Genomic DNA, 26454 nt, shown 5'->3' with positions numbered 1-26454 from the left:
GCATGCCAAGTGATCTTGACAGGCGTGCTTTTTCCCGAGATCGGCGCAGATCCGACCGGTGCCGGTGAACCCTCGGATGCCGCCAGGTACTTTGCTCTGGTGCGGCTCGGCGTGCTCGACGTGGGTTCGAACACCGTCCATCTCCTCGTGGTGGACGCGCATCGGGGTGCCCAGCCGACCCCGATGAGTTCGATCAAGACCATGCTCCGCCTTGCCGAGCAGCTGGACCGCAACGGCAGGCTGACCAAGGCGGGCGCGGACAACCTGGTGCGCACGGTGGCCGCGGCCAAGCACGAGGCGGCCAAGCTGGGCTGCGACGACCTGATGGCCTTCGCCACCTCCGCGGTGCGCGAGGCGGGCAACTCCGCCGCGGTGCTCAACCGGGTGCGCAAGGAGACCGGCGTCGACCTCAAGGTGCTCTCCGGCTCCGACGAGGCCCGCTACACCTTCCTCGCGGTGCGCCGCTGGTTCGGCTGGTCCGCGGGCAGGCTGCTGGTGGTGGACATCGGCGGCGGCTCGCTGGAGCTGGCCACCGGCATGGACGAGGACCCCGAGCTGGCCTTCTCGGTGCCGCTGGGCGCGGGCAGGCTCACCAGGACCCGGTTCCGGCACGACCCGCCGCAGCAGCGCGAGATCAGGGCGATGCGGGAGTGGCTGACCGAGGAACTGGCCGAGGTGACCAGGGTGCTGCGCAAGAGCGGCGTCCCGGACCGCGCGGTGGCCAGCTCCAAGACCTTCCGCACGCTGGCCAGGCTCACCGGCGCCGCGCCCTCCTCGGCCGGACCGAGGGTCAGCCGGGTGCTCACCGACAGCGGGCTGCGCCAGCTGATCGCCTTCATCTCCCGGATGTCCGCCGCCGACCTGGCCGACCTGGAGGGGGTCAGCGCGAGCCGGGCGCACCAGCTGGTGGCCGGCGCGCTGGTGGCCGAGGCCACCATGCGAGCGTTGTCACTCCCGCAGCTGGAGATTTGCCCGTGGGCCCTCCGTGAGGGTGTCATTCTCCGGCGGCTGGACCAGACGGACGGCGACGACCACACTGTCTCCGACCTTGGCGGAGCCGAGACGACCAACGGCTCCGGGCCTGACGCTGGGCAGGAGCAAGGTCACAACACTGGACGGATGGGCCAGCACGGGGCACGGTGGAACCAATGAATCGGGACAGCGAGTCGGAGCGCGACAGCCAGCGCACCGTTGCGGATCTCCTCGCGCAGTACGGCGAGGGGTCCGGCAACGCCGCGCCCAGGCGCCGGCGTCGTCGTGCCGAGGACGCCAACGAGACCGCCCCGCAGCAGATCATCGACCGGATCAACTCCGACTCCGGTCAGCTGCGCGCGCTGCGCGAGGAGCAGCCGCCGGTCGAGCCGCCGCCTGCGCCGCCGCGCGCGGCGAACGTGGACGCACCCTCCCGGCGTGACCTACCCAGTTACGACGCGCCCAGCTACGACACCCCCAGCGGCCGCTTCGCCAGGCCTGCCACGCCGACCCGTCCGGTGCCCCCGCCCGCCGCGCCGGCGGTGGCCGCCCCGGACGCGGCCGAGCTGACCACCGAGGTCCCGGCGATCACCGACGAGTACCCGACGCTGGCCGAGCCGCCCGCCGCCGCGCCGCCGGGCACCGCCACCAGCGGCCGCCTGCCGCGCCCCGACGTGCCGCCGGTGCCGCCGAAACCGGCGCCCAGGGCCAAGCCGAGGGTGCAGCCGGACCCGGTCACCGAGGTGCTGCCGGTCATCGACGACCCGCAGCCCGCCGAGGACGGGACCGCCCAGCGCGAGCAGAACGAGGACTGGTTCACCGACACCGGCTACCAGGAGGCCTACACCGACGAGGGCGAGCACACCGCGCAGTACCAGGCGGTGCGGGCGCCCGAGGCGGAGTCCGAGGCCGAGCCCGAGGACGAGGAACCGCGCCCAGCGCGCGGCCCGGCCGGGCTGGACGAGGACGCCGAGGTCCCGGAGGACTACGACGAGGACGAGGAACCGCGGTCCCCGGCCAAGGAATGGCTGATGATGGTCGTCCAGCTGGGCGGCGGCGTGCTCGGCGGCGCCGGCCTGTGGCTGGGCTTCCAGTGGCTGTGGCGGGCCATCCCGTCGATCACCCTGTTCCTCGCGCTGGCCGTGATCGGCGGCATGGTCTGGCTGGTCCGCAAGATCCGCAAGGCGGACGACCTGCAGACCATCCTGCTGGCTGTGCTGGTCGGCCTGGTCGTCACGGTGTCCCCGGCCGCGCTGCTGCTAGTCGGCAAGTGACGCCGGCCCGCGCGCATCCGGCAGGCCAGTGGCGCCGGGACATCCCGATCGGGCTGTCCACCGCCGCGGTCTGGCCGCAGCCCGCCGCCACCGCCTTCCAGATGGCCGCCGAACTGGGCTACGACGGCGTCGAGGTCATGGTCTGGGCCGATCCGGTCAGCCAGGACCTCAACGCGCTGGAGAAGCTCTCCGCCGCGCACAACGTGCCGATCCTGGCCATCCACTCGCCCTGCCTGCTGATCACCCAGCGGGTCTGGTCGCCCGACCCCGAGGTCCGGCTGCGCCGCTCGGTGGCCGCGGCCGGCGCGCTGGGCGCGGAGACCGTGGTGGTGCACCCGCCGTTCCGCTGGCAGCGCCGCTACGCCGAGACCTTCTCCGCACTGGTCGCCGAGCTGGAAGAGGTCAGCGGCATCGCGGTGGCGGTGGAGAACATGTTCCCGCTGCGCCCGCTCGGCCGGAAGCGCCAGGTCCGGCTCTCCGGCTTCCGCCCCTCGCCGGACCCGACCGACGTGGGCTACCGCAACTACACCCTGGACACCTCGCACACCTCGGCCGCGCACGTGGACGCGCTGGAACTGGCCAAGCGGATGGGGCCCGGCCTGCGGCACGTGCACCTGGCCGACGGCACCGGGGCCCCGGTGGACGAGCACCTGGTGCCCGGCCGCGGCGACCAGCCCTGCGCCCGGCTGTGCGAGGAGCTGGTGGCCAACCAGTTCACCGGATCGGTGGTGCTGGAAGTCAGCACCCGCAAGGCCCGCACCCGCGAGGAAAGGCTCGCCGACCTGGCCGAAGCCCTGTTGTTCGCGCGCCTGCACCTGGGTCGGTAAATCGGTGAATGTCACGGAACGTGTCTTCTGTCATATCTCTCCCGTGAAGAGGCTGTTCAGGCCCTGACCCGTCCGGGTGGTTCACGTACAGTTCCGCCCTGTGAACCCGTTGCGCGCCTTGATCCTCGCCGCTGCCAGAAACGACGGCATCCGGCGACTGGTCGGCACCGCTCCCGTGTCCAGGGACGTGGTGCGCCGTTTCGTGGCCGGTGAGACCACCGAGGACGCCGTCGCCGCGACCACCAAGCTGGTCGCCGACGGGCTGACCGTGACCCTGGACTACCTCGGCGAGGACACCACCGACCGGGAGCTGGCCGAGGTCACCGTCCAGTCCTACCTCCAGCTGCTGGACCAGCTGCACTCCGCGGGCCTGGCGCCCTCGGCCGAGGTCAGCGTGAAGCTGTCCGCGGTCGGCCAGGCCCTGGACGAGCGGCTCGCGCTGGACAACGCCTCCCGGATCTGCGCGGCCGCCGAACAGTGCGGCACCACGGTCACCCTGGACATGGAGGACCACACCACCACCGACTCCACCCTGCGCGTGCTCGCCGAGCTGCGCCGGAGCTGGCCGTGGGTGGGCGCGGTGCTCCAGGCCTACCTGCGCCGCACCCTGGACGACTGCCGCGAGCTCTCCGGCCCCGGCTCCAGGGTCCGGCTGTGCAAGGGCGCGTACAAGGAGCCCGAGTCTGTGGCCTACCAGGCCCCGCACGAGGTGGACCTGAGCTACGTGCGCTGCGCCAACACGCTGCTGCAGGGCGAGGGCTACCCGATGTTCGCCACCCACGACCCGCGGCTGGTGGGCATCATCGACGAGCGTGCCCGCTGGCACGACCGCAAGCCCGGCAGCTACGAATACCAGATGCTCTACGGCATCCGTCCGGAGGAGCAGCTCCGGCTCGCTCAGGCGGGCGAGACCGTACGGGTCTACATCCCCTACGGCCAGGAGTGGTACGGATACCTGATGCGACGACTGGCCGAGCGACCGGCGAACACCGCTTTCTTCCTCCGGGCTCTGGCCAGCAAGCGGTGAGGGTCCGGACGGATCCACTCCGGATCACCCCGTTCGGACTCGCCACCGCGGTCCGCCCGATGGGTGACGGAAGCTTCACCGCCGAGCTGGCCGCGGACTGGACCATCGCCGGCAAACCCCACGGCGGCTACCTGCTGGCCCTGCTCGCCAGGGCCGCGGTCACCACCGCCGAGGCAGGCGGCGCGACCGCGGCCGACCCGCTCAGCGTGGGCGCGGACTTCCTGCACCCGCCGGAGCTGGGGCCGGTGATGCTGCGCACCAGCGTGGTCAAGGCGGGGCGGACCGTGACCGTGGTCAAGACGGAGCTGGAACAGCGTGGCCGGGTGTGCGTGCACGCCATGGTCACGACTGGGCGGTTGCCGGATGACCCTGCGGCCTGGACGGATCTGCCGGACCTGCCCGCCGAGCCGCCCGCGCGGGCGATCGAGGTGGGCGCTACGCAGGCCGCCAAGGTGTTCCGGGTGGCGAAGGCCTGTCAGCTGATGCTGGATCCGGAGGGTGCGGGCTTTCTGACGGACAACCACACCAGTCCGTTGCGGCTGCGGTTGTGGGTGCGGCCGCGGGAGGGGCAGCCGGATCCGTTGTTCGCGTTGGTGGCCGGGGACATCTCGATGCCGGTGACGTTCAACCTGGGGCGGCTGTCGTGGTCGCCCACGGTGCAGCTGACGGCGTTGCTGCGGTCCCGGCCCGCGCCGGGGTGGTTGCGGTTGTCGGTGGAGTCGAAGGCTGTTTATGGGCAGTGGTTCGACGAGGACACCACGGTGATCGACAGCACCGGCCGTCTGGTCTGCCAGACCCGGCAGCTGGCTTTGACGCCGGTGGACTAGCTCGCGAGCTGTAGCTGTCACATTGGCGCGCTCCGCGCGCGGGATTTTTTCGCTCTTGAGTCGTGCGTTCGTGACCCCGGCACACGCGAAGCAAGCTTCGGAGTGTCGGGGTCACGAACGCACGACGCGAAAAAATCAAACCCACCGCTGGGTCAAAAGGCCCGGCGTGTCGCTGGCGCGCCACGCCTCCCAACGCGGCAAGGGGGGCGCGTCTCCTCCCTACGCGGCAGGTCAGGGGCTGGTCTGGTGGTGCGGTGGTTAGGCTTCTTGCCATGACCACCACCGCTGTACTTGGCGCGGGCAAGATCGGTGAGGCGTTGTTGTCGGGGCTGTTGCAGTCCGGGCGCAGTCCTGAGGAGCTGCTGTTCACCGAGCGGTATCCGGAGCGCAGTGCCGAGCTGACCAAGCGCTACGGGGTTCGCGGCGTTGATGTGCCGACCGCGGCTGGGCTGGCCGATGTGCTCGTTGTCGCGGTGAAGCCGCAGGACATCGAGCCGCTGCTGGACGAGCTGGGGGCGGTGTTGCGGCCGGGGACGCTCATCGTGTCGCTGTGCGCGGGGCTGCCGACCGGCCTGTTCGAGCGCAGGCTGCCCGAGGGGACGCCGGTGGTGCGGGTCATGCCGAACACGCCGATGGTCGTGGGAGAGGCGATGAGCGCCATCTCCGGGGGGCGGCACGCCAGGTCCGAGCACCTGGCGCTGGCCGAGGCCATGCTGGCGGCGGTGGGCAAGGTGGTGCGGGTGCCGGAGGCGCAGCAGGACGCGGTGACCGCGTTGTCCGGGTCTGGGCCTGCCTACTTCTTCTTCCTGGTTGAGGCCATGATCGACGCGGGGATCCTGCTCGGGCTGCCCAGGGCGGTGGCGGCGGATCTGATCATCCAGTCCGCGGTGGGGTCGGCGGCCATGCTGCGGGACTCGGGGGAGCACCCGGTGGCGCTGCGGGAGGCGGTCACCTCGCCCGCCGGGACCACCATCTCGGCGATCGTGGAGCTGGAGAAGCACGGGGTGCGGGCGGCGCTGATCGCGGCGATCGAGGCTGCTCGGGACCGGTCCGTGCAGCTCGGGAAGGCGCACGAGTAGTAAGTGCGTTATCACGGAATGGTATCGGAAGTCGAGTCCTCGCAGCGTGCGGGCCGGGGGGCTACCCTCGTAGGCAGCACGTGCGTGTCGATTCCGTCGGTGGGGAAGCCGGCGGCGCGACACGTGCCGAAGGACACGGTGACTCATGCCGGCGAAGAAGGAGACGGATCACGCTGGACTCGGTCAGGTTCGGTTTCTCACGGTTGCCGAAGTGGCCGGGCTCATCCGTGTCTCCAAGATGACGGTCTACCGGCTCGTGCACTCGGGCGAACTGCCCGCGGTCCGGGTCGGGAGGTCCTTCCGGGTGCCCGAGAACGAGGTGCACGCCTACCTGGAGAACGCGTACTACAACGCGGGCTGAGGGGCGGTTCCACCCCCCGGGTACCCTGGTAGACCGTTCGTGTCATTCGGCCGCCCGGCCGGCGGCCGCAGCGCGCGCTGACGACACGCGAAAGCTCAGCTGACCAACATCGATAGTGAAGAGGAACCCGTATGGGCTCGGTCATCAAGAAGCGCCGCAAGCGCATGTCGAAGAAGAAGCACCGCAAGTTGCTCCGCAAGACGCGTCACGCGCGTCGCAAGCAGGGCAAGTGACCTTCGGGTCTGAGGTCGCTTCGCTCGTTGCGCCGATGATGGCCTGAGACCGAACGAACCGCCGCCGCGTTCGAGGTGTGAGCCTCGATACCGGCGGCGGTTCGCGTTACCGGGCTGACCAGGGAACTTCATCCCACACTCCCCGCAAGGCGGCATGCCGGGGCGGGGCGCGCGAGTAGCATCCCCTTGCCGTCACCGCCCGTGCCCAGGGAGTCGCATGGCGCCCAACGTCGTCCTCGTCACCGGGGTGAGCCGGTTCCTCGGCGGCCACCTCGCCGCCCGGCTCGCCGCCGACCCGTCCATCGAACGCGTCCTCGGCGTGGACACCGTGCCGCCGCCGAGGGACCTGCTGCGCCGGATGGGCCGGGCCGAGTTCGTGCGCGCGGACATCCGCAACCCGCTCATCTCCAAGGTCATCGCCACCGCCAAGGTGGACACCGTGGTGCACGCCTCGGTGAGTGCGAACCCCGGCCCCACCGGGCGCACCGCGATGAAGGAGATGAACGTCATCGGCACCATGCAGCTGCTGGCCGCGTGCCAGAAGGCGGTGTCGATGCGCAAGCTGGTGGTCAAGTCCACCAGCGCGGTCTACGGCGCCAGCTCACGGGACCCCGCGGTGTTCAGCGAGGACATGGGCCCCAAGGACCTGCCATCCAGCGGCTACGCCAAGGACGCGGTGGAGATCGAGGGCTACGTGCGCGGCTTCGGCAGGCGCCGGCCCGACGTGGACGTCACCACGCTGCGCTTCACCAACTTCATCGGCCCGCGCATCGACACCGTGCTCACCCGCTACTTCGCCCTGCCGGTGATCCCGACCGTGCTCGGCTACGACGCCAGGGTGCAGCTGCTGCACTCCGAGGACGCGCTGGCGGTGCTGGAACGGGCCACCATGCACGAGCTGCCCGGGGTGTTCAACGTGGGCGCGGACGGCGTGCTGATGCTCTCCCAGGCCATCCGCAGGGCGGGCCGGGTGCCGCTGCCGGTGCCCAGCGCGCTGGTGCCCTCCTTCGGTCAGCTGGTGCGCGGGGCCAGGCTGGTGGACTTCTCGCCGGAGCAGATGCGCTTCCTGAACTTCGGCCGGGTCGTGGACACCACCCGGCTGGTCGAGGAGTTCGGTTTCCAGCCGCGCTGGACCACCCAGCAGGCCTTCGACGACTACGTGCGCGGCCGCGGCCTGCGGCCGGTGCTCGACCCGGAGTTGATCACCGGCGTGGAACGGACGCTGAAGTCGGTGTTCTCCCGCAACGGACGAGGATGAGGTGAGCGAAGCGGTGGCAGAGGCACGGGTGATCCCGATCAGGGGTGGCGGACGCGAGCGGGCCGCCGACACACGGAACGGCAGCGGGCGGCCGGGGCCGGTCCCGGTGACGTCGGCGCCGCCGGACCCCTCGGTCTGGGAGCAGAAGATCACCGAGGCGATGGCCTTCGTGCGGCGCAGGCTCACCGGCGAGTACGAGGTGGACGAGTTCGGCTTCGACCCCGACCTCACCGACAACCTGCTGATGACCCCGCTGCGCCCGCTGTACGAGAAGTACTTCCGGGTGGAGGCCACCGGCCTGTCCAACGTGCCTGCCGAGGGTGGCGCGCTGATCGTGGCCAACCACTCCGGCACCATGTTCCCGATGGACTCGCTGATGACCGGCGTGGCCGTGCACGACCACCACCCCGGCAACCGGCACCTGCGCATGCTCGGCGCGGACCTGGTGTTCAACGTGCCGGTGCTGGGCGCGCTGGCCCGCAAGGCCGGGCACACCCTGGCCTGCAACCCGGACGCGGAACGGCTGCTGCGCCGCGGCGAGCTGGTGGGCGTGTGGCCGGAGGGCTTCAAGGGCATCGGCAAGCCCTTCCGCGACCGGTACAAGCTGCAGCGCTTCGGCCGCGGCGGGTTCGTCTCGGCCGCGCTGCGCACCGGGGCGCCGATCGTGCCTTGCTCGATCGTGGGCGCGGAGGAGATCTACCCGATGCTCGGCGACCTGCGCCCGCTGGCCCGGCTGCTGGGCCTGCCGTACTTCCCGCTCACCCCGACTTTTCCCTGGCTGGGCCCGCTCGGCCTGGTTCCGCTGCCGAGCAAGTGGTACATCGAGTTCGGCGAGCCGATCCGCACCGACGGCTTCGACCAGCACGCCGCCGAGGACCCGATGCTGGTGTTCAACCTGACCGACCAGATCAGGGAAACCATCCAGCAGACCCTCTACCGCCTGTTGACCCAGCGGAGGAACGTCTTCCTCGGCTAATCTGCGCCGCGTGGGACATCCGATGCAGCCTCCGCCGCAGCAGCCGCCGCCGATCCTGGTCAGCACGATGAACGACGTCCCGGGCTACCGGGTCGTGCAGGTCTTCGGCGAGGTCTTCGGCCTGACCGTGCGCAGCCGCAACGCCTTCTCCGACATCGGCGCCAGCTTCAAGGGCATGTTCGGCGGTGAGCAGGTGGGCTACACCAAGCTGCTCAGCGACTCCCGCTGGGAGGCGATCAACCGGATGCGCGCCGAGGCGGCCCAGCGCGGCGCCAACGCGGTGATCGCGATGCGCTTCGAGAGCGGCGAGGTGGTGCCCGGCAGCACCGAGATCGCCGCCTACGGCACCGCGGTGTTCATCGTGCCCGAGCAGCAGCAGGGCGCCCCGCAGCACTGACCGATCACGAAGCGATAGATACCGATTGACTTTCGATAGGTGGCTACCGATACTCGATGCATGTTGACCGTGCATCGAGTGATCTTGCCGCTTCGGGCGTTCCTCGCGCTGTTCTTCGCGATCCTGCTCGTGTTCCAGTTCCTGTCCTTCCCTGGGCAGTTCGCGCACATGGCGCAGGTGGAGCCGCAGAGCGCCCACCTGCGCTGGCCGCTGACCCTGGTGGCCGGCTTCCTGATCCTGTGCGTGCAGGTGGTGGTGGTCGCCACCTGGAAGCTGCTCACCCTGGTCCGCAGGGACCGCATCTTCACCAAGGCCTCGCTGGTCTGGGTGGACGCGATCGCCTGGGCGATCTTCGCCGGGTGGCTGGTGCTGGTCGGCATCGCGACCGCGGTGGTGCTCAACGCGGACGACCCCGGCGTGCCGATGGTGCTGTTCCTGCTCTCCACCGGGGTCGGCGTGCTGGTGCTGGTGGTGGTCGTGCTGCGCGCGCTGCTGCGGCAGGCCGTCGAGCTGCGCTCGGACCTGGAAGCGGTGATCTGATGCCGATCGTGGTGCGGATCGACGTGCAGCTGGCCAAGCGCAAGATGAGCGTCGGCGAGTTCGCCGAGAAGGTCGGGCTCACCCCGGCGAACGTGGCCGTGCTGAAGAACGGCCGGGCCAAGGCGGTGCGCTTCAGCACCCTGGAGGCCATGTGCCGGGTGCTGGAGTGCCAGCCCGGCGACCTGCTGGAGTGGGTCGAGGAAGAGTCCTAGCCCTGGCGCTTGCGGCGGTAGGCCACCCCGGCGGCGAAGGCCGCGGTCAGCGCGCCCGCGCCGAGCAGAGCCGGGATGCCGATCTTCATCGCCTTGCGGCCGGTGCGGAAGTCGCGCACCTCCCAGCCGCGCGCCCTGGCGATGTCGCGCAGCCGCTGGTCCGGGTTGACCGCCACCGAGGTGCCCACCACCGACAGCATCGGCACGTCGTTGGAGGAGTCCGAGTACGCGGTGCAGCGCCGCAGGTCCAGGCCCTCGCGGGCGGCCAGCGCGCGCACCGCGTGCGCCTTGGCCGGGCCGTGCAGCAGGTCGCCGACCAGGCGGCCGGTGTAGACGCCGTCCTGGTGCTCGGAGACCGTGCCCAGCGCGCCGGTGAGGCCGAGGCGGCGGGCGATGATGGTGGCCAGCTCGACCGGGGTGGCGGTGACCAGCCAGACCCGCTGGCCCGCGTCCAGGTGCATCTGGGCCAGCGCCCTGGCGCCGTCCCAGATCCGGTCGGCCATCAGCTCGTCGTAGATCTCCTCGCCGAGGGTGACCAGCTCGCTGACCTGGCGACCGGCCACGAAGGAGAGCGCCTGCTCCCGGCTGGACCGGATGCCCTCCGGGCTCTCCTTGCCGCCGACCCGGAACTTCAGCTGCTGCCAGGCGAAACCGAGCAGGTCCGAGCTGGCGAAGTACTTGCGGGCGGCCAGGCCGCGGGCGAAGTGGAAGATCGACGCGCCCATCATCATGGTGTTGTCCACGTCGAAGAACGCGGCCGCGGTGAGGTCCTGCGGCACGGCCGCGTCGTACTCGGCGGCGGCGGCCACCGCGGCCTCGGCCGAGGCCTCCCCGGCCAGTGCCGCGCTGCTCTTGTGCTCGGGCCGGTCCTCGTTCGCCCGCCGGTTGGCCACCGCGGTCCCCTCCACGTCCTCCTGCGTCAGCGGGTTCACCCGCCCCAGGGTAGCGATCGCCGCACGTTACCGGTTCTGGCCGAGCAGGCCGAAGGGGAGTTTCAGAAGATCGAGGAGACCCGGCAACAGGCCGGCCGGCGCCGGGGTCGATGGCACCGGCACGGGCCTGCTGACCTGCGGCAGGCTGGGCTTCGGCGGGCTGACCGGAACCGGCGTCCGCGGCGGCGCGGACGTGGTGGGGATCGCACTGGGCGCGGGGGTTTCCCGGACCGTCGGTGTGCCCGTCGGGGAGGTCTCCACCGCCCGGCCGTTCGTTCCGGTGCTCGGCAGCGCACCGGCCTCCCGCGCCGGGGCGGGCACGCAGCGCTCGGTGGCGGGCAGCGCGCCGATGTCGTCGGCCGCGCCGGAGGTGATGGTCAGGCAGCCCGCGCGCTGGCGCAGCTCGCTGGCCCGCTGCCGGATCCGCTCCAGCAGCTCCACGGTGCCCAGCACCCGGTGCCGGGCCGCCGCGGGCAGCCCGGGGCCTGCCGCGCGCAGCCGGTTGAGCTGGCTGGTGGCCCAGTCGGCCAGCGCGACGAAGAGCTGGTCCTCGGCGTCCGCGCCCAGCTCGGTGAGCAGCCGGGACCCGGCGGCCGCGTCGGCCTCGAAGTCGCCGAGCGCGCGGGTGAAGTCGGCGTCGGCGACCCCCGGCCGGTCTCGCAGCGTGCCCAGCTCGGTGACCCGGTCCCTGGCGAACTCCAGGTGCTTGAGGCCCCTGGGCCGCTCGCGGAAGGTCAGGCCCAGCTCGGCGGACTCCGCGCTGCGCTTGACCGCGTACAGCGCGTCCCCCGGCACCGCGTCCTGGCTGAGCAGCAACGACATCCCGGACACGGCCCCGAGCAGCGCCACGCTGGCGGCCAGCGCGACGGCGAAGCGCCGCCGCCTGGCCGCGGGATCAGGGCGGCGGTCGGCCTCGCGGACCGCGGCGGGGAACTCGGCCAGCAGGCGCTGCCGCATCCGGTCCCGGGCCGAGCTGTCCGGGTTCAGGTGTTCCTCGTAGGCGGCGAGCGCCGGCAGCACGTGCGCGAACTGCGCTGGTCCCTCGGATGGCCCTGGGGGCGGTTCACCCGTGCTCACGCGTGTGTCCTTCGGCTGGCCGGTAGCCCAGGCCCCGGCAGGCCCGCGCTCTCAGCACAACAACGAAGCAGTGACCCGATGAGTTACGCGTACGCCCGTACGGGTTAGCGGAGCCCCTGGGGCAGGAGCTGGGCCAAACGGCGTACCGCCCGGTGCTGGAGGGCCTTGATGGCGCCCTCGTTGCGGCCCATGACCTCCGCTGTCTCGGCCACCGACAGGCCCTGCAGGAAGCGCAGCACGATGCACTCGCGTTGGTCGGTGTTGAGCTGGCCGACGCACTTGAGCAGCTCCGCGTTGGTGGCCTCGGCCAGCACTTCCTGCTCGGGACCGGCCAGCGGCTCGGAGTTGTCCGCCAGTTCGGCGGTGGGCACCTCGAAGCGGTACCGGCTGGACTTCACGTGGTCCAGGATCAGGTTCCTGGCGATGGTGACGAACCAGGCGCCCACGTCCCGGCCCTGGTAGCTGACCGAGTTGATCCGGCGCAGCGCGCGCAGGAAGGTCTCGCTGGTGAAGTCCTCGGCCAGGCTGCGGTCGCCGACCCGGAAGAGCACGTAGCGGAACACCACGTCCACGTACTGGTCGTAGAGCCTGCCGAAGGCGTCACTGTCCCCGGCCTGGGCGGCCTGTACCAATGCCCATGCTTCCCCGGCCGGTGACGGTGTCTCCACGGTCTCGGCCTGCGAAGGGCGCCCGGTTGAGCAGGGCCAACCCATCGGTGGGGGCATGCGCGCTCCCTTGCTCGCGGTCCCGGAGCTGGATGGCGGTCTGTCCGGGGGTAGACCGAACCATACCTTTTGTTACTCCGAAGTAGGTAGCGTTGGTCGGTGGTATTTCTCCCGTCTTGGAGACAGACGTCTCGGCGGTGGATGCGTGACGAACAACACCCATGTCAGACTTCGGGTCCCGTTCGGTCGGCCACATCGGGAGGACAGATGACCGCCGTGCGCAACGTCGCGGACCTGATCAGGTCGGCGGCGCACCGCGAAGCCGACCACCCGGCGCTGCTGGACGCCGCGGACGGCAGCCAGGTCAGCTGGGGCAGGCTGGACGCCGCGGTGGACGCGCAGGCGCACCGGCTGCGGATGGCCGGCGCGCTGGCCGGGGACCGGGTGGCCGTCCGGCTGCCCACCGGCATCGAGTTCTGCGTGGCCCTCTTCGGCGCGCTGCGCGCGGGCTGCGCTGTCGTGCCGCTCGCGCCCGGCCTGCCCGGACCGGAGCTGACCAGGGTGCTGTCCGACTCCGGCGCGCGGCTGCTGGTGGCCGAGGGCGAGGTGGCGGGCGTGAAGGTGCTGCCAGCGCCCGCGCTGGCCGAGGCGGAGCCGTTCGAGACCGTCGGCGCGGACGAGGACCTGGCCGTGCTGGCCTACACCTCGGGCACCTCCGGCCTGCCGCGCGGCGTGATGCTCTCCCACCGCGCCCTGATCTCCAACACCCGCCAGTGCGCCCAGCTGCGGCCGACGCCGGTGAACGCGGCCGACCGGGTGCTGCTGGCCATCCCGCTCTTCCACGCCTACGGCCTGGGTCCCGGCCTCCTGCAGACCGCGGCCGCGGGGGCCACCGGGGTGCTGCTGGAGCGCTTCGACGCCGAGGGCGCGCTGGCCGCGATCCGCAGGCACCGGGTGACCACCTTCGTCGGCGTGCCGCCGATGTACACCGCGCTGCTCGGCAGGCCGGAGCAGGAGCTGCGCGAGGGCTTGGCCACGCTGCGGCTGCTCACCTCCGGCGCGGCCCCGCTGGAGGGCGAGGTGCTGCACCGGATCAAGGCCGCCACCGGGCTGGACGTCTACGAGGGCTACGGCCTCACCGAGACCGGCCCGGTGCTCACCTCCACCCTGGTCACCGGCAAGCCCAAGGCCGGTTCGGTGGGCCAGCCGCTGCCCGAGGTCGAGCTGCGCCTGGTCGACTCCGACGGCACCCCGCTGGAGGAGGAGGACGAGGGCGGCGCGGGCCTGGTCTCGGTGCGCGGCCCGAACCTGTTCAGCGGCTACTGGCCGGACGGCGCGCACGGCCCCGATGCCGAGGGCTGGTTCCGCACCGGCGACGTCGGCTACCTGGACGAGGCCGGCGACCTGCACCTGGTGGACCGGGCCAACGACCTGATCATCGTCAACGGCTTCAACGTCTACCCGCACGAGGTCGAGCACGTGCTGACCCTGCTGCCCGAGGTGGTCGAGGCGGCCGCGGTCGGCGTGCCGGACGCGACCACCGGGGAGGCGGTCAAGGTGGTGGTGGTCCGCCAGGAGGACGCCGAGCTGACCGAGGAGGCGGTGCTCGCCCACTGCGCGAGCCACCTGGCCAAGTTCAAGGTGCCGACCAAGGTCGAGTTCGTTGGCGAGCTGCCGCACTCGGTCACCGGCAAGCTGGCCCGCCGCTCCCTCCGCTGAACTAGTCCTTCCGGGCGTGGTGCCGGTCACCGGACGCATAGTTGGACTTCCGAGTGTCGGAGACCCCACAATTGGCCTACCGGTAGGACACCCCCTGGCACATCGGCGTGCCAGCCAACGGAGGTGGGCAGAGATGGGCGCTCCCGTGATCGATCGACAGCTGCCTGGTGACGAGGCCGCGGCTCTGCTCGAACTGACCAGGGAGATCGCGGACAAGGAGCTCGCGCCACGGGCGGCGCGGGCCGAGGCGACCGGGGAGTTCCCGCGCGAGGTCTTCCGCACGCTGGGCCGGTCCGGACTGCTCGGCCTGCCCTACCCGGAGGAGTTCGGCGGCGGCGGTCAGCCCTACGAGGTCTACCTCCAGGTGGTCGAGGAGCTCTCCCGCGCCTGGCTCGCGGTCGGCCTGGGCGTCAGCGTGCACACGCTGTCCTGCCACGCGCTGGCCGGCTACGGCACCGAGGAGCAGAAGGAGCGCTGGCTGGCCGACCTGGTCGGCGGCGAGCTGCTCGGCGCGTACTGCCTGTCCGAGGCGCACTGCGGTTCGGACGCGGCCGCGCTGCGCACCTCGGCCAAGCCGGGGCAGACCGGCGACTACACCGTCTCCGGCACCAAGGCGTGGATCACCCACGGCGGGGTCGCCGACTTCTACACTCTGATCGCGCGCACCGGCGTGGAGGGCACCAAGGGCATCTCCGCGTTCCTGGTCGACGCGGACACCGCGGGCGTCACCGCCGCGCCGCCGGAACGCAAGATGGGCATGAAGGCATCCACCACCGCCCAGGTGGTCTTCGACGCCGCGGTCGTCCCGGCCGGCCGCCGCCTGGGCGCGGAAGGCCAGGGCTTCGCCATCGCCATGGACGCGCTCAACTCCGGGCGGCTGGGCATCGCCGCGACCGCGGTCGGCGTGGCGCAGGCCGCGCTGGACGTGGCCGTGGACTACGCCAGGGAACGCTCCGCCTTCGGCCAGCCGATCGCCGAGTTCCAGGGCGTCTCGTTCCTGCTCGCCGACGCCGCGGCCGGCATCGAGGCCTCCCGCCAGCTCTACCTCTCCGCCGCCCGCCGCAAGGACGCGGGCCTGCCCTTCGCCACCCAGGCCGCCATGGCCAAGCTGATCGCGACCGACACCTGTATGAAGGTCACCACGGACATGGTGCAGGTGCTCGGTGGCGCCGGGTACGTCGAGGACTACCCGGTCGAGCGGTACATGCGGGAGGCGAAGGTCTTGCAGATCGTGGAGGGCACGAACCAGATCCAGCGCATGGTCATCGGCCGCGCGCTGGTCAAGCAGCGGTGAGCGATCACCAGGTGACCCTGCTCGGCAGGGTCGACTGCCACGCGTGCGAGGTGGCCAAGGCAGACCTGGAACGCATCTGCGGGGAGATCGGCATCGAGCTGACCGTGGTGGACGTGGACACCGACGCGGAGCTGCGCGCGGAGTACGGCGACATGGTGCCGGTGATCCTGATCAACGGCGAGGAGCACGGGTACTGGAAGGTCGAGGAGGAGCGCTTCCGCGCGGCCCTGCGCAGCTGGGGCTAGGCCGGGCTACTTCTGGCACCTCTGGTCGAGCTGCTTGAGCGCGGCCTCCAGGAAGTACTTGTTGTCCGGCCGCGCCATGGCCTCCTTGACCACCAGCGCCGCGATCTCGCACTGGTTGATCCGGGACTGCTGCGACCGCAGCCGGTTCAGCTCCGCGACCGCGTCCGCGGCCTCGGCCCTGGCCTGCTGGATCCGCGTCTCCGCGCTCTTCAGGCTGCGCCGGGACGCCTCCAGCATGGTGCCGTTCAGCTCGGCCCGCTGCCGGGCGCTGACCAGCATGACGGTCATGGTGGCGGTGCCGGTCAGCAGCAGAGCGCAGGCCACGACCAGCGAGACGAGCAGTGCCTTGCGTCCCTTGGCCGGCCGCGCCTCGTGCTCCGGCGGCAGCGCGTTCATCCTGGTGCCGGTGTCGAACACCGGCGACGGGCCCAGCGGTTCCACGGTCATTCCCCCCAAGCGAGTTCTTCCCCCAATGCTTACCGGTTCCTGACGGCCTGCCGTTACCGGATGTGAACCGGACCTCGCCTGGCGTCGAATGCAGGGCATGGACACTCCACGCATCCCGGCGGCCGTCGCCGCGCTGATCGGTCTGCTGGCCGTGCTGGCCGCGCTCGGCGCGGGGCACCTGGCCGCCGGGCTGCTGGAACCGAACGCCTCGCCGTACCTGGCCGTGGGCAACGCCGCGATCGACCTGACCCCGGCCGTGGTCAAGGACTTCGCGGTGCGCACCTTCGGCACCGCGGACAAGCTGGTGCTGCTGCTCGGCATGGCGGTGGTGCTGGCCGGGCTGGGCGCGCTGGCCGGGGTGCTGTCCAGGTCGCGGCCGCTGCCGGGGCAGGTGCTCGCGGTGGCGCTGGGGGTGCTCGGCGGGCTGGCGGTGTACACCCGGCCGGACGTGGGTCAGGTGGGGCTGCTGGCGCCCGCGGTGAGCCTGTTCGCCGGGCTCGGGGTGTTCAGCTGGCTGCACGGGCGGGCGCTGGCTGTGCGGGCCGCTGAGCCACCGGCGCAGGCCCGTCGCCAGTTCCTGCTGGGCTCGGTCGCCATCGCGGCCGGCGCCGGTCTGAGCGGCCTTGCCGGGCAGTTGCTGGGCCGCCGGGTGGACGTGGCGGCCTCCCAGGACGCGGTGGCCGCGGTGCTGCCCAGGGCGGCCAAGGCGCCCGCGATCCCGCCGGGCGCGGACTTCGCGGCGGACGGCACGCCGAGCTTCCTGACCCGGAACGCGGACTTCTACCGGATCGACACCGCGCTGAGCGTGCCCCGGCTGCGCGCCGAGGACTGGCGGCTGCGGCTGCACGGCATGGTCGAGCGGGAGCTCACGCTCTCCTTCGACGACCTGGTGAAGCGGCCGCTGGTGGAGCGGGCCGTGACGCTGACCTGCGTGTCCAACGAGGTCGGCGGGCCGTACGTGTCCACCGCCACCTTCACCGGGGTGGACCTGCGCGAACTGCTGCTGGAGGCCGGGGTCAAGCCCGGCGCCGACCAGCTGGCCACCACCAGCTCGGACGGCTGGACCTGCGGCACCCCGCTGTCGGTGCTGCTGGAGCCGGACCGGGGCGCGCTGCTGGCCATCGGCATGAACGGCGAGCCGCTGCCCGCCGAGCACGGTTTCCCGGTGCGGATGGTCACACCGGGGCTCTACGGGTACGTGGGCGCGACCAAGTGGATCACCGAGGCCGAGGTGACCACCTTCGCCGCGTTCAGCCCGTACTGGATCCGGCGCGGCTGGGGCAAGCTGGGGCCCATCAAGACCCAGTCCAGGGTGGACAAGCCCGCCGGGTTCGCCAGGGTGCCCGCGGGTCGCGTGGTGGTCGCCGGGACCGCGTGGGCGCAGCACACCGGAGTGTCCACAGTGGAGGTTCGGATGGACAAGGGTCCTTGGCGGGCAGCCACGATGAGCGCTGAGTCCAATGTGGACACTTGGCGGATGTGGCGGATCGAGTTCGACCTCGCGCCGGGCGGGCACAACGTGGAGTGCCGGGCCACCGACCGCTCCGGCTACGTGCAGACCGCGGAGCGGGCCGAGGTGCTGCCGGACGGCGCCACCGGCTGGCACTCGATCTTCTTCACGGTGACCTGACCGGCGCGGATCACCGGATTTGGTGACAACCCGGCTGGCTCTTGACAGCCGGGTCAGCTGCGAGCGACGTCACGTTCGCCCCGGTGGCCGCCAACCCCTATAGCACAACTCCGAAGGGCCCTCGTCACGCCCTTGGTCGGCGACTTTGTGCATGCGTTCACAAGTGGCTACCGTATAAGCAGTCACCCGGGTGGACGTGCGGGTTCGGGGCTCAGTGCGTCCGGTGCACCTGTGTCGGTGACCTCAGAGTGTTCGGTGAGGGAGTTAACGCGTGACGGCGCAGCGGAACGAGGGGCGATCGGCCCCGGCCGGCAGCTCCGGGACGGTCGCCCAGGACTCGCTCGCCCCCGAGGTGCCCAGCGCCCGTGAACGCGCCAGGGCGATCCCGGAGGCGGCCGTCGCCCGGCTCGCGGTCTACCTGCGGGTGCTGTCCACCCTGGTCGAACAGGGCGTGAGCACCATCTCCAGCGAGGAGCTGGCCGCCGCGGCCGGCGTCAACTCCGCCAAGCTCCGCAAGGACCTCTCCTACATCGGCTCCTACGGCACCCGCGGCGTCGGCTACGACGTCGAGGTGCTGGTCGACCAGATCGAGCGGATCCTCGGTCTCACCCGCAAGCACAGCGTCGCGGTGGTCGGCATCGGCAACCTGGGCCACGCGCTGGCCAACTACGGCGGTTTCCCCGGCAGGGGCTTCCCGGTGGCCGCCCTCTTCGACGTCGACCCGGACCTGATGGGGGTGCCGGTCGGCGGCATCCCGGTCGAGCACGTGGACGACATCCCGACCGTCTGCGCGGAGCGCGAGGTGACCATCGGGGTCATCGCCACTCCTCCGGCGGCAGCTCAGCTGGTCTGTGATCGTTTGGTCTCCGCCGGTGTGCAATGCATCCTGAACTTCGCACCGGTCGTGCTCCAGGTCCCGGACGACATCGAGGTGCGCAAGGTCGACTTGGCGGTGGAGATGCAGATCCTGTCCTTCCACGTGGCCCGTCGCGCCGATGAGGCGCCCGAGCCCGAGGCGCCCAGCGGCGCCGCCACCAGGGCGAACGGCGCCCGGGTCGCAGCCGCCGACCAGGTGGGGGTGCGGCCATGAGCCTGCTCGTGGTCGGTCTGTCCCACCGCACCGCGCCGGTGCCGGTGCTGGAGCGCGCCGCGGTCACCGGTGACGAGGCCGCCAAGCTGCTGGCCGAGCTGGTGGAGTGCGCGAACGTCTCCGAGGCCGTGCTCGTCTCCACCTGCAACCGGGTCGAGGTCTACGCCGTGGTGGAGACCTTCCACGGCGGCCTCGCCGACATCTCCGGGGTGCTCTCCCGCCAGTCCGGCGTGGACGTGACCACCCTGTGCAACCACCTCTACGTGCACTACGCCGCCGGCGCGGTGGACCACCTGTTCCGGGTCTCCGCCGGGCTGGACTCGATGGTCGTGGGCGAGGCCCAGATCCTCGGCCAGCTGCGCGCCGCCTACACCTCGGCCACCGAGATGGGCACGGTCGGCCGCACGCTGCACGAGCTGATCCAGCACGGCCTGCGGGTCGGAAAGCGCGTGCACACCGAGACCGCCATCGACCACGCCGGGCCCTCGGTGGTCACCGAGGCGCTGGCCGACGCCGAGCGGGTGCTCGGCGGCCTGACCGGCCGCCGCGCGCTGGTGATCGGCGCGGGCTCGATGGGCGGCCTGGCCGCCGCGCAGCTGCGCAGGGCCGGGGTCGGCCGGATCGCGGTGGCCAACCGCACCGCGGCCAACGGCGAGCGGCTGGCCAAGGCGCTGGCCGAGGACGGCACCCCCGCGGTCGCGATCGGCCTGGAGTCGCTGCTGGCCGAGCTGGCGCTGGCCGATGTCGTCATCGCCTGCACCGGGGCCTCGACCCCCGTGCTGGACGCCGGGACCGTGCGCGCCGCGCGCACCGAGCCGGGCGCCCTCGTGGTGTGCGACCTCGGCCTGCCGCGCGACGTCGAAGCCGCGGTCGGCGAGCTGCCCGGCGTGCACGTGGTCGACCTGGAGACCATGCAGCTGCGGCTGCGCGAAGCCCCCAGCGGCCGGGATACCCAGCGGGCCGCCGAGCTGGTCGCCGAGGAGGTGCAGGCCTACCTGGCCGCACAGCGCTCGGCCGAGGTGACACCCACGGTGACCGCGCTGCGCCGCCGTGCCGCCGAGGTGGTCGACAGCGAGCTGCTGCGACTGGACTCCCGGCTCCCCGATCTCGACTCCGGCGTCCGGGACGAGCTGTCCCGCACCGTCCGCCGGGTGGTCGACAAGCTGCTGCACATGCCGACCGTGCGGGTGAAGCAGCTGGCCTCAGCGCCGGGCGGGTCGAGCTACGCGGACGCCCTCCGCGAGCTCTTCGCCCTGGACCCGCAGTCGGCCGCCGCCGTGAGCGCGACACCCGCAATGCCTGCAACGGAAGCAGAGAGTGTGACCAACCACCACATCGCAATGTCCACAGTGGACGGTGAGGCCCGGTGAGACGGACCTTGCGCATCGGCACGCGGGGCAGCGCCCTCGCGCTCGCCCAGACCGGCACCATCGCCCAGGCTCTCGAGCAGGCCGGCGCCACCGTGGAGATAGTCACCGTGTCCACCCCCGGTGACCAGTCCATGGCCCCGATCGCGGAGATCGGCATCGGCGTGTTCACCTCGGCCCTGCGCGACGCGCTCGCCGCCGGTGAGGTGGACATCGCGGTGCACTCCTACAAGGACCTGCCCACCGCGCCCGACCCGCGCCTGGCGCTGGCCGCCGTGCCGCGCCGGGAGGACCCCAGGGACGCGCTGTGCGCCAGGGACGGGCTCACCCTCGGCGAGCTGCCCGCGGGCGCGGTCATCGGCACCGGTTCACCGCGCCGGGCCGCGCAGCTGGACGCGCTCGGCCTCGGCTGGGAGGTCAGGCCGATCCGCGGCAACGTGGACACCCGGCTGAAGAAGGTGGTCAACGGCGAGCTGGACGCCGTGGTGCTGGCCCGCGCCGGGCTCGCCCGGCTGGGCAGGCTGGACGCGATCACCGAGTCGCTGGACCCCCTGCAGATGTTGCCAGCGCCGGCCCAGGGCGCCCTCGCGGTGGAATGCCGTGTTGACGACGTGGACACCGAGCACCTGCTCCGGTCCACGCTGGACGACCAGGCCAGCCGCGCCGCGGTCACCGCGGAGCGCGCGATGCTCGCCGCTCTGGAGGCGGGCTGCAGCGCGCCGATCGGTGCGCTGGCCGACGTGGTGGAGGACCTGGACGCGGAGGGACGCGTCGTGGAACGGCTGTCCCTGCGCGGGGTAGCCGCGACGCCGCAGAACGAGTTGCTGCGCGCATCCGCCATCGGAGAGATGACCGCAGCAGAGCAGCTGGGCCGCGCACTGGCCGCGGAGCTGCTCGACCTTGGCGCTGCCGTGCTCAGCGGCCCCAAGGGAGTTAATGGAATGGGGAGTGCCTGATGACCCGCGCACGCAAGACCCCCGGACGGATCGCCTTCGTCGGCTCCGGTCCCGGTGACCTGGGCCTGCTCACCGTCCGGGCGCAGCAGTTGCTCACCAGCGCCGAGCTGGTGGTGACCGACCCGGACGTCCCGCAGGAGGTGCTGGCGCTCGCCCCCGAGGGCATCGAGGTCCGCCCCGCCGTCGGCGACCCGGCCGATGTGGCCAAGGACCTGGCCACCGAGGCCAAGAACGGCCGCTCGGTGATCCGCCTGGTCGCCGGTGACCCGCTGACCGCCGACGCGGTGGTGGCCGAGGCGCAGGCCGTGGCCAAGACCAGCGTCGCCTTCGACGTCATCCCCGGCGTGGCCGCGGGCACCGCGGTGCCCGCCTACGCGGGTGTCGCGCTCGGCGCGGTGCACACCGAGGCCGACGTGCGCGGCAGCGTGGACTGGGCCGCCCTGGCCGGCGCGCCCGGCACCCTGGTGCTGCACGCCTCCGCGAGCCACCTGGCCGAGGCGGCGTCCTCGCTGGTGGAGTACGGCCTGGCGCCGCAGACCCCGGCCGCGGTCACCACCGAGGGCACCAGCTGCGCCCAGCGCACCATCGACTCCACGCTGGCCTCGCTGGCCGCCGACGCCGGCGAGCTCAACGGCCCGCTGGTGGTCACCGTGGGCAGCTCGGTGGGCAACCGGAGCAAGCTCTCCTGGTGGGAGTCCCGGGCCCTGTACGGCTGGCGGGTGCTGGTGCCGCGCACCAAGGAGCAGGCCGGCGAGATGAGCGACCGGCTGCGCGCGCACGGCGCCATCCCGGTCGAGGTGCCCACCATCTCGGTGGAGCCGCCGCGCAGCCCCGCGCAGATGGAACGCGCGGTCAAGGGCCTGGTCGACGGCCGCTACCAGTGGGTGATCTTCACCTCCACCAACGCGGTGCGCGCGGTGTGGGAGAAGTTCGAGGAGTTCGGCCTGGACGCCCGCGCGTTCTCCGGGGTGAAGATCGCCTGCATCGGCGAGGCCACCGCGGCGAAGGTGCGCTCCTTCGGCATCACCCCCGAGTTGGTGCCCTCCGGCGACCAGTCCAGCGAGGGCCTGCTGGCCGACTTCCCGCCGCACGACGACATCTTCGACCCGGTCGACCGGATCCTGCTGCCCCGCGCGGACATCGCCACCGAGACCCTGGCGGCCGGCCTGCGCGAGCGCGGCTGGGAACCCGACGACGTGACCGCGTACCGCACGGTGCGCGCCGCGCCGCCGCCCGCCGACACCCGCGAGATGATCAAGACCGGCGGGTTCGACGCGGTGTGCTTCACCTCCTCGTCGACGGTCCGGAACCTGGTCGGGATCGCGGGCAAGCCGCACACCCGGACGATCGTGGCTTGTATCGGGCCGCAGACCGCGGAGACGGCGATCGAGTTCGGGTTGCGGGTGGATGTGCAGCCGGAGGTCGCCCAGGTGCCCGCGCTGGTGGACGCGCTGGCGGATCACGCGGCTCGGTTGCGGGCCGAGGGGGCACTGCCGCCACCTCGCAAGACCAAGCGCGCCCGACGGTGACTGTGACATTGGCGCGCTCCGCGCGCGGGATTTTTCGCTCTTAGAGTCGTGCGTTCGTGCCCTCGACACACCCCCGAAGCAAGCTTCGGTGTGTCGAGGGCACGAACGCACGACGCGAAAAATCAACCCCGTCGCTGGTTAAGAGCCCGGCGTGTCGCTGGCGCGCCACGCCTCTTTCGCAACGGGGCAGCGCGCGGTCTTGCTGCGCGTGACCTTTGGTCGCGACGCCGCGGTGGTTGGTGTTGCCGCGCGCCACGCCTTTTTCGCGACAAGTTGTTCGCGTCTGTGGTTTCGCTTGTGGTTTGGGTTGCCTTCCCGTGAAGCGGTGGTGGGGGGCGCGTAGCGTGGTTCTGTACCTCGGCCACGTTCCCAGGGAGTTCCGCAGTGTTCCCGTCCCACCGCCCCCGCAGACTGCGCACCACCCCCGCGTTGCGCCGTCTGGTCGCCGAGACCACGGTGCGTCCGCAGCACCTGGTGCTGCCCATGTTCGTCAAGGAAGGCGCTGCCGAGCCGATCGCGATCCGGTCGATGCCCGGGGTGGTGCAGCACTCGATGGACTCGCTGCGCAAGGCCGCCGTGGCAGCCGTGCAGGCCGGGGTTGGCGGGATCATGCTGTTCGGGGTGCCGGAGACCCGGGATGCCACCGGTTCCGGTGGGATTGATCCGGACGGCATCCTCAACGTGGCGTTGCGCGAGCTGCGCAGTGAGCTCGGCGACTCGACCGTGCTGATGTCGGACTGCTGCCTGGACGAGTTCACCGACCACGGGCACTGCGGGGTGCTGGCCGCGGACGGGTCGGTGGACAACGACGCCACCCTGACCCTCTACGGCGAGATGGCGGTGGCGCAGGCCGAGGCCGGGGCGCACCTGGTGGGGCCCAGCGGCATGATGGACGGGCAGGTCGGGTTCATCCGGGAGGCGCTGGACGCCGCGGGGCTCACTGACACCGGCATCCTGGCCTACACCGTCAAGTACGCCTCCGCGCTCTACGGGCCCTTCCGCGAGGCGGTGGACTCCCAGCTGCGCGGGGACCGCAAGACCTACCAGCAGGACCCGCCCAACGTGCGGGAGTCGCTGCGCGAGCTGGCGCTGGACCTGGCCGAGGGGGCGGACCTGGTCATGGTCAAGCCCGCGCTGCCCTACCTGGACGTGCTCAGCGAAGTGGCCAAAGCCAGTGACGTGCCGGTCGCGGCGTACCAGATCTCCGGGGAGTACGCGATGGTCGAGGCGGCCTCGGCCAACGGCTGGATCGACCGGGAGCGCACCGTGCTGGAGACCCTCACCTCGATCCGGCGGGCCGGCGCGGACATCGTGCTGACCTACTGGGCCACCGAGGCCGCGCAGTGGCTGGACCGCGGATGAGCGAGGCGCTGACCCCGCCGCCGCAGCTGCTGCGGTCCCGGCAGCTGTGGGTGGCCAGCAGTGTGGTCGGGCTGGTCGCGGTGGTGCTGCGGCTGCTCGACCGGCGCGGCATCAGCGACATGCTCGGCCAGTTCGCCCCGCAGCTGACCATGGCCCAGGTGGACGGCGCGGTGAGCCTCGCGGTGGTGATGGCGGTGCTGTTCCGGCTCGGCCTCATCGCGCTGTTCTGGTGGCTGGCCACCCGGATGGTGCAGGGCGCGGAGGCGCCAAGGGTGGTGCTGACCGTGCTCGGCGGGATGAGCGTCGGCCTCGGGCTGATCGGTGTGCTCGGCCTGCTGGGCGGGGCCTCGGCGGCGCTGGCCCAGCTCGGGTTCATCCAGGTCACGCTGTCCGTGGTGATCTTCGCGCTGGACGTCGGGGCGCTGGTGATGATGTTCCACCCGACCTCCCGGGCCTACTTCACCGGCGTGCGCAGGACCCGACCAGGTAACACACCGGCATAGCCGTTGGACAGCGTCGGTGGTCGGCCCTAGCGTGAGCGCGTGAGCAACCCGTACGACCCCAACCAGGGTCAACCGCAGTACCCCCAGCAGGGGTACCCCTCCACCCCGCAGGGCTTCCCGCAGCAGGGGCACCCGCAGCAGCAGCCCGGCTACGGCCAGCCCCAGTACGGGCAGCAGCCGCAGTACGCACAGCCCGGCCAGTACGGCCAGCAGGGCCAGCACCTGCCCCCCGGCATGCCCGGTGGCGGTGGCGCGATCGCCCGTCCGCAGCAGGTCGAGCTGGCCTTCTGGGTCTGGGTGGCCGGCGCGGTCATCTACGTGATCGGCTCCGTGCTCGGCTACCTCGGCAGCAAGGAGCAGCTGGCCGGACTGCAGGAGTTCCAGCGCTCGCAGGTCAACAACCTGCCGCCGGAGCTGCAGGAGCGGTTCGCGCAGACCATGGAGTCCGCGGGCGGCACCGCGCTCATCGTCGGCATGGTGTTCGGCATCATCATGGCCGGGCTGTTCGTGATGTTCGCGGTGTTCATGCGCAACGGCCGGAACTGGGCGCGGGTCGTGCTCACCGTGCTCGGTGGCCTGGGCATCCTCAGCGGGCTGCTGGGCCTGGCCGGTGTCGGCATCCTGGCCAGCATGCCCGCCGACGGTCCGATCCAGGTCCCGGCGATGTCCTCGATCGCGATGTACCTGGGCTTCCTGCCGCCGCTGCTGGCCATCGCGGGCATCGTGCTGATGTTCCACCGCAACGCCAACTTCTACTTCAAGCAGGCCTGATGGCGGCAGGTTCGCCGCACCCGGGTTCGATCAGGATCGCGGTTGGCCTCTGGCTGGCCACCGCGACCTTCGGCGTGCTGAACACGATCTTCTACTGGACCCAGTACGGCACCGTGCGGGACGCGCTGACCCAGCAGAAGGTGCCGGACCCGGAGAAGGTCGCCACCACCCTGCTGACCTTCCACAGCGTCACCATGGTGTTCTTCGGGATCATCTACGTGGGCTTCGGGCTGCTGCTGCGCCGCGGCTTCAGCTGGGCGCGGCTGGCGCTGACCATCGCCGCGGTGCTCCAGCTGGTGTTCATGCTGCGGCAGGGGCTGACCGCGGAGGGTCTGCTGATCGCGGTCCTGCTCACCGGGGCGCTGCTCACCTCCTGGTGGCGGAACAGCACCGACTGGCTCATCGCGGTGAAGACCGCGCGGTGACCCAGCCCGACGAACCGGCCCCGGTCCTGCACGGCGAACCCGGCTCCAGCTGGTGGCCGGTGCTGTGGGGACCGGGGTTCGCCGCGGTCGCGCTGCTGGTCGAGCTGATCACCGGCGGCCGGGTGAACTGGGTGCCGTGGCTGCTCATCGGCGGCGGGTTCGGGGTGGCCGCGCTGGTCTGGGTGCAGGCGCGGCGCCGGGTGTGCTCGGTCGCGCTGACCCCGTACCACCTGCGCTGCGGTCGCGAGCAGCTGCCGGTGGAGCGGATCGCCGAGGTCGGCGAGGCGGTGGGCGCGCCGGTGGGGGCCAGGGTGCTCGGCGGCGGCTGGAGCGTGCCCAAGGGCTGCGACGAGCTGCCGGTGCGGCTGACCGACGACTCGGTGGTGCTCGCCTGGGCGCGGGACGCCGAGGGCCTGCGTGACGCACTGCGACGGCGGTTGGACGCGCGGTCGTGAGAAG

At 71.8% G+C, this 26454-nt stretch carries 30 protein-coding genes; 26 read left to right on the top strand and 4 right to left on the bottom strand.

What is annotated here, in order from left to right; all coding sequences use genetic code 11:
* The first annotated feature begins 99 nt into the window (after positions 1–99).
* The 13 genes from N8J89_RS39290 (at position 100) to N8J89_RS39230 (ending at position 9983) form a co-directional block, all read left to right on the top strand.
* Positions 100–1152, top strand: coding sequence for a Ppx/GppA phosphatase family protein (locus tag N8J89_RS39290; protein WP_283661925.1), 1053 nt, complete (start codon positions 100–102; stop codon positions 1150–1152).
* Positions 1149–2246 carry an Rv0497 family membrane protein gene (locus N8J89_RS39285; RefSeq protein WP_283661924.1) on the top strand — a complete coding sequence of 366 codons (1098 nt, stop codon included), beginning with the start codon at positions 1149–1151 and terminating at the stop codon, positions 2244–2246. Before N8J89_RS39290 ends, N8J89_RS39285 begins: the two co-directional genes overlap by 4 nt.
* Entirely contained in the window at positions 2243–3073 is an 831-nt protein-coding gene (locus tag N8J89_RS39280; RefSeq protein ID WP_283661923.1) for a sugar phosphate isomerase/epimerase family protein, read from the top strand. The genes N8J89_RS39285 and N8J89_RS39280 overlap by 4 nt, the downstream gene beginning before the upstream one ends.
* 100 nt (positions 3074–3173) lie before the next feature.
* Positions 3174–4100: a proline dehydrogenase family protein gene (locus tag N8J89_RS39275; RefSeq protein WP_252483403.1), complete on the top strand. Its 927-nt coding sequence runs from the start codon at positions 3174–3176 to the stop codon at positions 4098–4100.
* A 59-nt stretch (positions 4101–4159) separates the two neighbouring features.
* On the top strand, positions 4160–4927 hold the full coding sequence (locus N8J89_RS39270; RefSeq protein ID WP_283661922.1) for a thioesterase family protein: 768 nt from the start codon (positions 4160–4162) through the stop codon (positions 4925–4927).
* 272 nt (positions 4928–5199) lie between these two features.
* Entirely contained in the window at positions 5200–6006 is an 807-nt protein-coding gene (gene proC, locus N8J89_RS39265; protein ID WP_283661921.1) for a pyrroline-5-carboxylate reductase, read from the top strand.
* Positions 6007–6151: 145 nt separating this feature from the next.
* On the top strand, positions 6152–6367 hold the full coding sequence (locus tag N8J89_RS39260) for a helix-turn-helix domain-containing protein (protein ID WP_185000615.1): 216 nt from the start codon (positions 6152–6154) through the stop codon (positions 6365–6367).
* Positions 6368–6498: 131 nt separating this feature from the next.
* Positions 6499–6600: a 30S ribosomal protein bS22 gene (locus tag N8J89_RS39255; protein ID WP_076993459.1), complete on the top strand. Its 102-nt coding sequence runs from the start codon at positions 6499–6501 to the stop codon at positions 6598–6600.
* Between the two features lie 217 nt (positions 6601–6817).
* Positions 6818–7858 (top strand): NAD-dependent epimerase/dehydratase family protein, encoded by a 1041-nt coding sequence (locus N8J89_RS39250; protein ID WP_283661920.1) that lies wholly within the window; start codon positions 6818–6820, stop codon positions 7856–7858.
* Positions 7859–7871: 13 nt separating this feature from the next.
* A complete protein-coding gene (locus N8J89_RS39245; protein WP_502868522.1) occupies positions 7872–8834 on the top strand; it encodes a lysophospholipid acyltransferase family protein in 963 nt (320 codons plus the stop codon).
* A gap of 22 nt (positions 8835–8856) precedes the next feature.
* On the top strand, positions 8857–9231 hold the full coding sequence (locus N8J89_RS39240) for a YbjQ family protein (RefSeq protein WP_256509732.1): 375 nt from the start codon (positions 8857–8859) through the stop codon (positions 9229–9231).
* A 78-nt stretch (positions 9232–9309) separates the two neighbouring features.
* Positions 9310–9771, top strand: coding sequence for a DUF2975 domain-containing protein (locus N8J89_RS39235; protein WP_349497429.1), 462 nt, complete (start codon positions 9310–9312; stop codon positions 9769–9771).
* Positions 9771–9983, top strand: a complete 213-nt coding sequence (locus tag N8J89_RS39230; RefSeq protein ID WP_283661917.1) for a helix-turn-helix domain-containing protein — start codon at positions 9771–9773, stop codon at positions 9981–9983. Before N8J89_RS39235 ends, N8J89_RS39230 begins: the two co-directional genes overlap by 1 nt.
* On the opposite strand, the gene N8J89_RS39225 is transcribed toward N8J89_RS39230, so the two are convergent.
* From N8J89_RS39225 to N8J89_RS39215, 3 genes are all read right to left on the bottom strand, one after another.
* Positions 9980–10876, bottom strand: a complete 897-nt coding sequence (locus tag N8J89_RS39225; RefSeq protein WP_252483539.1) for an HAD family hydrolase — start codon at positions 10874–10876, stop codon at positions 9980–9982. The genes N8J89_RS39230 and N8J89_RS39225 overlap by 4 nt on opposite strands.
* A 66-nt stretch (positions 10877–10942) precedes the next feature.
* Entirely contained in the window at positions 10943–11992 is a 1050-nt protein-coding gene (locus N8J89_RS39220) for a DUF5667 domain-containing protein (protein ID WP_283661916.1), read from the bottom strand.
* A gap of 104 nt (positions 11993–12096) precedes the next feature.
* Positions 12097–12717 (bottom strand): sigma-70 family RNA polymerase sigma factor, encoded by a 621-nt coding sequence (locus N8J89_RS39215; RefSeq protein WP_283661915.1) that lies wholly within the window; start codon positions 12715–12717, stop codon positions 12097–12099.
* Positions 12718–12924: 207 nt separating this feature from the next.
* On the opposite strand from N8J89_RS39215, the gene N8J89_RS39210 reads away from it, so the two are divergent.
* From N8J89_RS39210 to N8J89_RS39200, 3 genes are all read left to right on the top strand, one after another.
* On the top strand, positions 12925–14376 hold the full coding sequence (locus tag N8J89_RS39210) for an AMP-binding protein (protein ID WP_283661914.1): 1452 nt from the start codon (positions 12925–12927) through the stop codon (positions 14374–14376).
* A gap of 133 nt (positions 14377–14509) precedes the next feature.
* On the top strand, positions 14510–15670 hold the full coding sequence (locus tag N8J89_RS39205; protein WP_283661913.1) for an acyl-CoA dehydrogenase family protein: 1161 nt from the start codon (positions 14510–14512) through the stop codon (positions 15668–15670).
* Positions 15667–15915 (top strand): glutaredoxin family protein, encoded by a 249-nt coding sequence (locus tag N8J89_RS39200; protein WP_283661912.1) that lies wholly within the window; start codon positions 15667–15669, stop codon positions 15913–15915. Before N8J89_RS39205 ends, N8J89_RS39200 begins: the two co-directional genes overlap by 4 nt.
* 6 nt (positions 15916–15921) lie before the next feature.
* Here N8J89_RS39200 and N8J89_RS39195 read toward each other — a convergent pair whose 3' ends face one another.
* A complete protein-coding gene (locus N8J89_RS39195; RefSeq protein WP_283661911.1) occupies positions 15922–16362 on the bottom strand; it encodes a hypothetical protein in 441 nt (146 codons plus the stop codon).
* 97 nt (positions 16363–16459) lie between these two features.
* On the opposite strand from N8J89_RS39195, the gene N8J89_RS39190 reads away from it, so the two are divergent.
* The 10 genes from N8J89_RS39190 (at position 16460) to mce1N (ending at position 26450) form a co-directional block, all read left to right on the top strand.
* Positions 16460–17992 carry a molybdopterin-dependent oxidoreductase gene (locus tag N8J89_RS39190; protein ID WP_283661910.1) on the top strand — a complete coding sequence of 511 codons (1533 nt, stop codon included), beginning with the start codon at positions 16460–16462 and terminating at the stop codon, positions 17990–17992.
* 271 nt (positions 17993–18263) lie between these two features.
* On the top strand, positions 18264–19082 hold the full coding sequence (locus N8J89_RS39185) for a redox-sensing transcriptional repressor Rex (RefSeq protein ID WP_502868386.1): 819 nt from the start codon (positions 18264–18266) through the stop codon (positions 19080–19082).
* Positions 19079–20452, top strand: a complete 1374-nt coding sequence (locus N8J89_RS39180; protein WP_283661909.1) for a glutamyl-tRNA reductase — start codon at positions 19079–19081, stop codon at positions 20450–20452. The genes N8J89_RS39185 and N8J89_RS39180 overlap by 4 nt, the downstream gene beginning before the upstream one ends.
* Positions 20449–21405 carry a hydroxymethylbilane synthase gene (gene hemC / locus N8J89_RS39175; RefSeq protein WP_283661908.1) on the top strand — a complete coding sequence of 319 codons (957 nt, stop codon included), beginning with the start codon at positions 20449–20451 and terminating at the stop codon, positions 21403–21405. Before N8J89_RS39180 ends, hemC begins: the two co-directional genes overlap by 4 nt.
* Positions 21405–22934, top strand: a complete 1530-nt coding sequence (locus tag N8J89_RS39170) for a bifunctional uroporphyrinogen-III C-methyltransferase/uroporphyrinogen-III synthase (RefSeq protein WP_252483386.1) — start codon at positions 21405–21407, stop codon at positions 22932–22934. The genes hemC and N8J89_RS39170 overlap by 1 nt, the downstream gene beginning before the upstream one ends.
* Positions 22935–23318: 384 nt before the next feature.
* The gene (gene hemB / locus N8J89_RS39165) at positions 23319–24296 is read left to right on the top strand and encodes a porphobilinogen synthase (protein ID WP_283661907.1); all 978 of its coding nucleotides are present in this window, start codon (positions 23319–23321) and stop codon (positions 24294–24296) included.
* Positions 24293–24799 carry a hypothetical protein gene (locus N8J89_RS39160; protein WP_283661906.1) on the top strand — a complete coding sequence of 169 codons (507 nt, stop codon included), beginning with the start codon at positions 24293–24295 and terminating at the stop codon, positions 24797–24799. Before hemB ends, N8J89_RS39160 begins: the two co-directional genes overlap by 4 nt.
* 39 nt (positions 24800–24838) lie before the next feature.
* Positions 24839–25570 (top strand): hypothetical protein, encoded by a 732-nt coding sequence (locus N8J89_RS39155; protein WP_283661905.1) that lies wholly within the window; start codon positions 24839–24841, stop codon positions 25568–25570.
* Positions 25570–25995: a hypothetical protein gene (locus N8J89_RS39150; protein ID WP_252483382.1), complete on the top strand. Its 426-nt coding sequence runs from the start codon at positions 25570–25572 to the stop codon at positions 25993–25995. Before N8J89_RS39155 ends, N8J89_RS39150 begins: the two co-directional genes overlap by 1 nt.
* Positions 25992–26450, top strand: coding sequence for a transport-regulating membrane protein Mce1N (gene mce1N, locus N8J89_RS39145; protein WP_283661904.1), 459 nt, complete (start codon positions 25992–25994; stop codon positions 26448–26450). The genes N8J89_RS39150 and mce1N overlap by 4 nt, the downstream gene beginning before the upstream one ends.
* Positions 26451–26454 lie beyond the last annotated feature (4 nt).

Source organism: Crossiella sp. CA-258035 (genome assembly GCF_030064675.1).
In the GTDB taxonomy this organism is placed as follows: domain Bacteria; phylum Actinomycetota; class Actinomycetes; order Mycobacteriales; family Pseudonocardiaceae; genus Crossiella.
This window is presented reverse-complemented; position numbering and strand designations above follow the sequence as displayed.